Source organism: Aquisalimonas lutea, assembly GCF_030409225.1.
In the GTDB taxonomy this organism is placed as follows: domain Bacteria; phylum Pseudomonadota; class Gammaproteobacteria; order Nitrococcales; family Aquisalimonadaceae; genus Aquisalimonas; species Aquisalimonas lutea.
This window is the reverse complement of the sequence record NZ_JAUFPK010000013.1, coordinates 1-853: the sequence shown is the minus strand read 5'-3', so window position 1 is coordinate 853 and position 853 is coordinate 1. Positions and strand designations below refer to the sequence as shown.

The window sequence follows — 853 nt, the reverse complement described above, 5'->3', positions numbered from 1 at the left end:
GGTTCCGGTTCGATGACGCTGCGCTCGACCCGGACTCGGTCCGGTTTGACGAATGGCTGGCCGAGACCGTCGCCCTCTCGGCACCCGAGCGCGAGCAGCGGCTGCTCGACTGGGCCGAGGCGCCGGGTGGTCGCGCCGCACATCCCAGGGAGGAGCACCTGCTGCCGCTGCACGTGGCAGCCGGCGCCGCGGGCGAGGACGTCGGTCGCCGGGTGTTTCAAGACCGGGTACTGGGCAGCATGCAATCCGCCTACATCTTTGGCGGCTAACGGACCACGGAGGTAACCATGCCAGGACTTGTCAACGGACAGTGGGTCAAGGGCGCCGTCGCCGACGGCGAGATCAAGGGCGGCGCCTTCCGGCGCGAGCCGACCCGATTCCGCGACTGGATCACGCCCGGTGGTGAGCCCGGGCCGGGCGATGGCCCGGCCCGGACCGCCACACCCGGGCGGTACCAGTTGTTCGTCGCCTACCTGTGCCCCTGGGCATCGCGCACGCTCATCCTGCGCAAGCTCAAGGGCCTGGAGGCGCTGATCCCGGTCTCCGTCGCCGATGCGGTGCTCGGTGACGAGGGCTGGACCTACGCCCGGCCCCAGGACGCCGGCCCCACGCTTGGGCCCATCGAGCGCCACTACCAGCTCTACACCGCCACCGACCCGGGCTACACCGGGAAGGTCTCGGTGCCCGTGCTGTGGGATCGTGATCAGGGGCAGATCGTGAACAACGAGTCCGCCGATATCGTGCGCATCCTGAACACGGCCTTTGACCACCTCACCGGCAATGACCTCGACTTCTACCCGGAGCCGCTGCGCGAGACCATCGACGCCTGGAACGCGCTCATCTATGACAAGGT

General features: G+C 68.9%; 1 protein-coding gene and 1 pseudogene. Both read left to right on the top strand.

Annotated elements, in window-relative coordinates; genetic code table 11:
• Window positions 1-269: pseudogene (locus QWY84_RS20015) on the top strand (DODA-type extradiol aromatic ring-opening family dioxygenase); the annotation flags it as partial.
• Between the two features lie 18 nt (window positions 270-287).
• A partial coding sequence (locus QWY84_RS20010) for a glutathione S-transferase family protein (protein WP_494337369.1) occupies window positions 288-853 on the top strand: 566 nt, incomplete at its 3' end.